Here is a 7,944-nt window from a genome sequence, read left to right as displayed (position 1 = left end):
GAGAAGCTCGGCATCCCGCTGAGGGAGCAAGAAGTGCTGGCCGGCGTGGAAGGCGCGCCGCGGGTCGCGGTCGACGCCGTGTTCGACTCTGTGTCCGTGGTCACCACCTTCAAGGAGGAGCTGGCCAAGGCGGGTGTGATCTTCTGCTCCATCTCCGAGGCCATCAAGACCCACCCGGAGTTGGTGAAGAAATATCTGGGCTCGGTCGTCCCGGTCTCCGACAATTTCTACGCGACGCTGAACTCCGCGGTGTTCTCCGACGGCTCGTTCGTCTACGTGCCGGAAGGGGTGCGCTGCCCCATGGAGCTCTCCACCTATTTCCGCATCAATGCCGAGAACACCGGCCAGTTCGAGCGCACGCTCATCATCGCCGACAAGGGCGCCTATGTGAGCTATCTCGAAGGCTGCACCGCGCCCATGCGCGACGAGAACCAGCTTCACGCCGCCGTGGTCGAGCTGGTCGCGCTGGAAGATGCCGAGATAAAATACTCGACGGTGCAGAACTGGTATCCGGGCGACGCCAAGGGCAAGGGCGGCGTCTACAATTTCGTCACCAAGCGCGGCGATTGCCGGGGCGACCGCTCCAAGATCTCCTGGACGCAGGTCGAAACGGCTCCGCCATCACCTGGAAATATCCGTCCTGCATCCTGCGCGGCCACGGCTCACGCGGCGAGTTCTACTCGATCGCCATCTCCAACGGCTATCAGCAGGTCGACAGCGGCACCAAGATGATCCATCTCGGCCGCGACACGTCGAGCCGCATCATCTCCAAGGGTATCGCCGCCGGGCACTCGAACAACACCTATCGCGGGCTGGTTTCCGCCCATCGCAAGGCGACGAACGCGCGGAACTTCACCTGCTGCGACTCGCTGCTCATCGGCGATAAATGCGGCGCGCACACCGTGCCCTACATCGAAGCCAAGAATGCGAGCGCGACCTTCGAGCACGAGGCGACCACCTCGAAGATCTCCGACGACCAGCTGTTCTACTGCCTTAGCCGCGGGCTTTCGGAGGAGGAGGCCGTGGCGCTGATCGTCAACGGCTTCGTCCGCGACGTGCTTCAGCACCTGCCCATGGAGTTCATGGCCGAGACTCAGAAGCTCATCGGCATCTCGCTCGAAGGCTCGGTCGGCTAACCGCGAACGGATTCAATACCAGAGACTTGGAAAGACGGATTCATGCTTGAGATCAAAAACCTCCACGCCAAGATCGAGGATCGCGAGATCCTCAAAGGCCTCGACCTCACGCTGCCTGCTGGCGAGGTGCATGCCATCATGGGCCCGAACGGCTCCGGCAAGTCGACGCTCGCTTACGTGCTGGCCGGCAAGGAGGACTACGAGGTCACCGACGGCTCGATCACCTGGAACGGTGAGGACCTGCTCGCGATGGACCCCTCCGAGCGCGCCGTCGCCGGCGTGTTCCTGGCCTTCCAATATCCGATGGAGATTCCCGGCGTCGCCACCATGACCTTCCTGCGCAGCGCCGTGAACGCGGTGCGCAAGGCCCGCGACGAGGAGGAGTATTCCACGCCGGATTTCCTTCGCCTGGTGAAGGAGAAGGCCAAGGAGCTGCAGATCGACGTCGAGATGCTGCGCCGGCCGCTCAATGTCGGCTTTTCCGGCGGCGAAAAGAAGCGCAACGAGATCCTGCAGATGGCGCTTTTGGAGCCGGGTCTCTGCGTGCTCGATGAGACGGATTCCGGCCTCGACATCGACGCGCTTCGTATTGTCGCCGACGGCGTGAACGCGTTGCGCTCGAAAGAACGCGCCATGCTCGTGATTACCCACTATCAGCGCCTGTTGAACTACATCGTGCCGGACAAAGTGCACGTGATGTCCGACGGCCGCGTGGCGCGTTCGGGCGGGCCCGAGCTTGCGCTTGAGCTCGAGAAATCCGGTTACGCCGAATTCGGCGGCGAAGCCACGGCCGCGTAGGGGGAGTGCTTATGGACCTGTCCGTCCAACAGTTTCGCAGCAAGGCCGAGCAGGAGCTGCTCGATCTTTACGCGAAGGCGGAGAGCGCGCTGCCTGGCGCGGCCAACCCCTTCGTGGCGGAGCTGCGCAAGACCGCCATCAAGGCTTATGCGGGCCTTGGGCTGCCGCATCGCCGCGTGGAGGCGTGGAAATACACCGATTTGCGCGCGCGCCTCGAGGAGGTGAGCCCCCTCATCGTGGCGCTGGGCGCCTCCGTGAGCGAAGCAGACTTCGAGGCAGCGTTGGGCAAGCAGATCGCCGCCTTGCCGGCCTATCGCCTGGTGCTGGTCGAAGGCGAGCTTCGGGTCGATCTCTCCGACATGACGGGTCTGCGTGAGGCCGGCGCCGAGCTGGGCTCGCTTGCGCATTTGCTCGAAATGCCGCCGGAGTGGCTCAAGGAGACGCTCGGCCAGGTGAACCCGCGCGGCGACGACGCGGTGCTCGCGCTCAACACCGCGCTGATGACCGGCGGTGTCGCCTTGCGTCTGCCGGCAGGCCTGACACTGCAAAAGCCGATCCATATCGTGCATCTCGACGGCACCGGCGAGCCTGCCTCGACCTTCACCCGCAACGTCATCGTCGCGGAGGAGGGCGCCTCCGCCACCGTGCTCGAGAGCTACGGCACGCTCGGCATGCAAGGGCTTCAGCGCAGCGCCGTGACCGAGCTAAGGCTTGGCGACAAATCGACGATTCAACATATCAAGCTGCAACGCGAAGCCGTTGATACGATTCACTTGAATGTGTGGACGGCGAACATCGCCGCCGACGCCCGCTATAACGCGTTCCAATTCTCCCTTGGTGCGGCGCTGGCCCGCAATCAGCTCTATGTGGGCTTCGATGGCGAGGGCTCGGCGACGGACGTATCAGGCGCCGATCTTCTGCGTGGCAAGCAGCATTGCGATACCACGCTCATCGTGGAGCATCGGGTGCCGGCCTGCACGAGCCGGGAGCTGTTCAAGCTCGTGCTCGACGACGAGGCCCGCGGCATCTTCCAGGGCAAGGTCGTCGTTCTGCCCGATGCGCAGAAGACCGACGGCAAGCAGATGGCCCAAGCGCTGCTGCTCTCCGAGACGGCCGAGTTCGACTCCAAGCCCGAGCTCGAGATCTTCGCCGACGACGTGGTCTGCGGTCACGGCGCCACCTCCGGCCAGATCGACGAAGAGCTGCTGTTCTATCTGAAGTCCCGCGGCCTGCCGGAGCAGGAGGCGCGCGCGCTGCTGATCCAGGCGTTTGTCGGCGAGGCCTTCGCGGTCGTGAGAACGAGGCCGTGCAGGACGCCTTCAACGCTGCTGCCGCCGAATGGCTCGGCGCGCCGGCGGCGTAGGCATGAGGCCATGACCATCCTCACACCATCGGCCAAGGATGTCGGCGCCAAGGATCTCCGCGCGATGGATGCAAGCTTCGATGTCGAGGCCATCCGCGCGGACTTTCCCATTCTGTCTGAGACGGTCCATGGCAAGCCGCTGACCTATCTCGACAATGGCGCGTCCGCACAGAAGCCGCGCCAAGTCATCGACGCCATCGCCCACGCCTACGACCACGAATACGCCAACGTCCATCGCGGGCTCCATCATTTGTCGAATCTGGCCACCACCAATTTCGAAGAGGCGCGCGGGAAGGTGCGGGCGTTCCTCAATGCGCGCGCCGACGAGGAGATCATCTTCACCCGCAACGCCACCGAGGCCATCAACCTCGTGGCCTCGTCCTTCGGGCGGCCGCGCATCGGCGCCGGCGATGAGATTCTGCTCACCATCATGGAGCATCACTCGAACATCGTGCCGTGGCACTTCATTCGCGAACGGCAAGGCGCGGTGCTGAAATGGGCGCCGGTGTCGGACGAGGGCGAGTTTCTGCTCGAGGAGTTCGAGAAGCTCATCACGCCGCGCACCAAGATGATCGCCATTACGCATATGTCGAACGTGCTGGGCACGATCGTGCCGGTGAAGGAGATCGTGCGCATCGCCCACGAACGCGGCATCCCTGTACTGGTCGATGGCGCCCAAGGCGCCGTGCACATGCCGGTCGACGTGCAGGACCTCGATTGCGACTTCTACGCCTTCACCGGTCACAAGCTTTACGGTCCCACCGGCATCGGCGTTCTCTACGGCAAGAAGGAGCTGCTCGACGAGATGCCGCCTTATCAGGGGGGCGGGGAGATGATCGGCTACGTCACGACCGACGAGATCACCTACGGCAAGCCGCCGCACCGCTTCGAGGCGGGCACCCCGGCCATCGTCCAGGCGATCGGGCTCGGCGCGGCCATCGACTACGTGGAGGGGATCGGCCGCGAGCGCATCGCCGCCCACGAGCGGGCAATACTCGATTACGCCATGGAAAAGCTCGGGGAACTGAATTGGCTGAAGATTTTCGGCCGCGCCAAGGACAAAGGCAGCATCATTTCCTTCGAGGTGGAAGGCGCTCACGCCCACGATGTGAGCACGATCCTGGACCGCTACGGCGTGGCCGTGCGCGCCGGCACCCATTGCTGCGAGCCGCTGCTCGCGCGATTTGGCGTGACCTCGACATGCCGTGCCTCATTCGCCATGTATAATACCTTCGAGGAGGTCGACCGGCTGGCGGATGCGCTGCGGAAGACCCGTGAGATGTTCTCTTAAGAGAGACAAGCGAGATGATTGAAAAGACTCAGCGAAACGAGACCGAGGAAGCGGCCGACGATCTGTCGCCGGGCATGGGCCAGTCCGCGCCCGGTCACGTGCAGGCGCCTGGCGAAGCGCCGGCGCCGGGTGAGCCTGGTGCCGCGCCCGAGCCTGCGGCGATCGAGGAGGACGCGCCGTCCTCCATTCCGCCCGAGGAGCTTGAGCGGTTGCGGGAGGATCTCGTCGCCGCGCTCAAGACCGTGTTCGATCCGGAGATCCCCGTCGACATCTATGAGCTTGGGCTCATCTACAAGATCGACGTCGACGACGACCGCAATATCGAGATCGACATGACGTTGACGGCGCCGGGGTGCCCGGTGGCCGGCGACATGCCGGGCTGGGTCGAAAATGCCGTGTCTTCGGTGCCCGGCGTCGGCCAGGTGAAGGTGAATCTCACCTTTGACCCGCCCTGGGACATGTCCCGCATGTCCGACGAGGCCCGCCTCGCTTTAAATATGTTCTAAGATTCAAGCCCTTGAACGCCTGACCAAATAGGCCCAAGTTTCACTCATGAACACGCGTCCTCGACCCCAAGCCATGCGCCTCACCGAAGCCGCCGCGGAGCGCATCCGCAAGCTCTCCGCCGCCTCGGGCACGGAGATCGACGGCGTGCGCATCGGCGTGAAGAACGGCGGCTGCGCCGGCATGGAATACACCATGGAATACGCGCAAGAGCGCGGGCCGCATGACGAGGTGGTGGAGGACAGGGGGGTCCGGCTCCTGATCGACCCCACGGCTGTGATGTTCCTGCTGGGCACCGAGATGGATTATCAGGTGAATGAGATGCGCTCTGGCTTCGTGTTCAACAACCCGAACCAGACGAGCGCCTGCGGCTGCGGCGAGTCGGTGATGTTGCAGGCTGCGACCGAGCGCGATACCGCCGAAGCCTCTTCCGACTAAGACTTCCCAGATCATAAGCCACGTGCCGGCTGCGCATTGTCGCCCCCAAAAAATGCGAATGGCCGGGACAGGCCCGGCCACGACAAAAGCATTATCTTCAGAAGGCGCCTACGGCACGCGCACGGAGCGCATCATGAAGGCCGGAACGTGGTCGCCCATGCCGCGCGCCTTGGCCTGTGGCTGATCGGAGCGCCTGGAATCGTCCTTCGATCCCTGCTTCTCACGCCGGCCGTCACGGCCTTGAGCCTCGCGCGGCTTCTGTGACCTGCCATTGCCTTCGGCGGCCTTCTGGGGCCGGCCGTTGCCTTCGGCAGGCCTTAGGTGGCCGGCTGTTGCTTTCGGAGGCTTCAGGGCTTGTCGCCGGCGTCGCCGCCTCGTTGCGTTGAGCCGGTTTTGCCTCGCTCGAAGGGCTGGCCGATTTCTGCCGCCGCGCCGCGAGCGCCGCGCGCCGCGACCCCGCCCATTGCCGCGCTCCGACGTTTCGGTCTCCGCAGGCTCTTCGGGAGCAGAGGAGGTGGAGGCGCCGTCGAGCCAAGGAATCTCCTGGCGCAGCATCGCCTCGATGGCTTTCAGGGCCTTGCGGTCCTTAGGCGTCACCAGCATGGCGGCGAAACCTTCGCGGCCTGCGCGGCCCGTGCGGCCGATGCGGTGGATGTAGTCTTCCGGGTGCACCGGCACGTCGTAATTGAAAATGTGGCTCACCCGCGGGAATATCGAGCCTCGCGCCGCCACGTCGCTCGCGGCAAGAAAGGCGATCGTGCCGTTGCGGAACGCGTCCAGTGTCGCCGTGCGCTGCCGCTGGTCCATATCGCCGTGAAGCGCCCCGACATTGAAGCCATGACGTTGCAGCGAGCGGAACACGACACCGACATCCTTTTTGCGGTTGCAGAAGATGATGGCGTTCTTGACGTCCACCTCTTTCATTAGCTCGCGAAGGGCCTGGCGCTTTGGCGGCGGGCTCGTCGGACGTCTTCTGGCGTTGCACGATGGTCGTCGCGGCGGTGGCCGGCGCGACACTTCGATGCGTTCGGGATTGTGAAGGAAGTTGTCGGCGAGACGGGCGATTTCGGGCGGCATGGTCGCCGAGAAGAAGAGGGTCTGCCGCGTGAAGGGAAGCATTTTGCAGATACGCTCGATGTCGGGAATGAAGCCCATGTCGAGCATTCGATCGGCTTCGTCGACCACCAGGATCTCGACGCCGTTGAGGAGAAGCTTGCCGCGCTCGCGATGATCGAGCAGTCGGCCCGGGGTCGCGATCACCACGTCCGCGCCGCGATCGAGCTTCTTGTCCTGTTCGTCGTAGGAAACGCCGCCGATCAGAAGCGCCACCGTCAGCTTGTGGCTCTTGCCGAGGAGCTCGAAGGCTTCGGCCACCTGGGCGGCGAGTTCTCGCGTCGGCTCCAGGATAAGTGTCCGCGGCATCCGTGCTCTGGCGCGTCCGCGTTCAAGCCGCGTCAGCATGGGCAGCACGAAGGATGCCGTCTTGCCGGTGCCGGTTTGTGCGATGCCAAGGACGTCGCGGCCGGTGACCGCGATCGGAATGGCGCTCGCTTGAATCGGGGTGGGTATATCGAAACCTGCCGCTTCCACGGCAGCTTCGACTTTGGGGCTTAAGCCAAGATTAGAAAAGCTCATGCGTTAGCAATATTACCGCGCTGACCTGTTAGGCCGCGCGTCTTCTTTCTAAGGGCGCAAAGATTTGCTGCTACGATTCGCGGGCTTCGCGCAAGTGACCATCGAAGCATTACGGCCTTATGACCGTGGATAGCTTGTCCATGACATAGGCGGCATGAACGGGCCGCGCAAGGGGCAAAAGTTCGCACAGTCAGGGTAAATAGCCCGGCTTGGGGCTGTTTTCGGCTCCAAGACGCGAAATCCAGGTGGCAAAGGGCGAAAGGCGGATGAAGACGAACGACTATGCTGACGTGGCGATCAAGCCGCCGTTCCTCTTCCTGGCGGCTCTGGCGCTGGGCTATGTCCTGACCCGCTACGTTCCCATCGGGCCGGGTCTCGCCTCGCCGAACGGGCTCGGCCTCACGGTGGGCCTGATTTTTGTCGCCGTTGGCTTCGCACTGGCCATCCGCGCCATCCAAATGTTCCGCCGCGCCGGCACCCATGTGGCGCCCGGCCAGCCCGCGGCCGCTCTGGTCACCGCGGGGCCTTACCGCTTCACGCGGAACCCCATCTATATCGGCTTCGTACTGGTTTATTTCGGCTTGTCGATCGTGCTGACGAGCGTCTGGATCCTGCTGCTCCTCTTGCCCGTGGTGCTGATCCTTCAGCGCGGCGTTGTGCTACGCGAGGAAGCGTATCTGGAGCGCAAGTTCGGCGACGCCTACCGCGCTTACGCGGCGCGCGTGCCGCGCTGGCTCTGAGGCTAGATGTCGAGCTCCTCCGGCTCGGCGAAGGCGCGC

General features: G+C 63.9%; 6 protein-coding genes and 2 pseudogenes. 7 read left to right on the top strand and 1 reads right to left on the bottom strand.

The features are described from left to right. From sufB to AUC71_RS15690, 6 genes and pseudogenes are all read left to right on the top strand, one after another. A pseudogene (gene sufB, locus AUC71_RS15710) lies at positions 1-1,136 on the top strand (Fe-S cluster assembly protein SufB); the annotation flags it as partial. Positions 1,137-1,178: 42 nt separating this feature from the next. Further along, complete coding sequence (gene sufC, locus AUC71_RS15705) at positions 1,179-1,934, top strand: Fe-S cluster assembly ATPase SufC (RefSeq protein WP_069625000.1); 756 nt, start codon at positions 1,179-1,181, stop codon at positions 1,932-1,934. A gap of 11 nt (positions 1,935-1,945) precedes the next feature. Continuing rightward, positions 1,946-3,217, top strand: a pseudogene (gene sufD, locus AUC71_RS21565) (Fe-S cluster assembly protein SufD); the annotation flags it as partial. 144 nt (positions 3,218-3,361) lie between these two features. Then, entirely contained in the window at positions 3,362-4,588 is a 1,227-nt protein-coding gene (locus AUC71_RS21560; RefSeq protein WP_069625003.1) for a cysteine desulfurase, read from the top strand. Between the two features lie 74 nt (positions 4,589-4,662). Further along, the gene (locus AUC71_RS15695) at positions 4,663-5,094 is read left to right on the top strand and encodes an SUF system Fe-S cluster assembly protein (protein ID WP_083238503.1); all 432 of its coding nucleotides are present in this window, start codon (positions 4,663-4,665) and stop codon (positions 5,092-5,094) included. Between the two features lie 46 nt (positions 5,095-5,140). Next, positions 5,141-5,530 (top strand): HesB/IscA family protein, encoded by a 390-nt coding sequence (locus tag AUC71_RS15690; protein ID WP_069624999.1) that lies wholly within the window; start codon positions 5,141-5,143, stop codon positions 5,528-5,530. A 108-nt stretch (positions 5,531-5,638) separates the two neighbouring features. On the opposite strand, the gene AUC71_RS15685 is transcribed toward AUC71_RS15690, so the two are convergent. Further along, a complete protein-coding gene (locus AUC71_RS15685; protein ID WP_069624998.1) occupies positions 5,639-7,165 on the bottom strand; it encodes a DEAD/DEAH box helicase in 1,527 nt (508 codons plus the stop codon). Positions 7,166-7,431: 266 nt separating this feature from the next. Here AUC71_RS15685 and AUC71_RS15680 point away from each other — a divergent pair, with 266 nt between their 5' ends. Beyond that, a complete protein-coding gene (locus AUC71_RS15680; protein WP_069625001.1) occupies positions 7,432-7,905 on the top strand; it encodes a methyltransferase family protein in 474 nt (157 codons plus the stop codon). Positions 7,906-7,944: the final 39 nt, after the last annotated feature.

The organism is Methyloceanibacter marginalis, assembly GCF_001723295.1.
GTDB classification, from domain to species: domain Bacteria; phylum Pseudomonadota; class Alphaproteobacteria; order Rhizobiales; family Methyloligellaceae; genus Methyloceanibacter; species Methyloceanibacter marginalis.
This window is presented reverse-complemented; position numbering and strand designations above follow the sequence as displayed.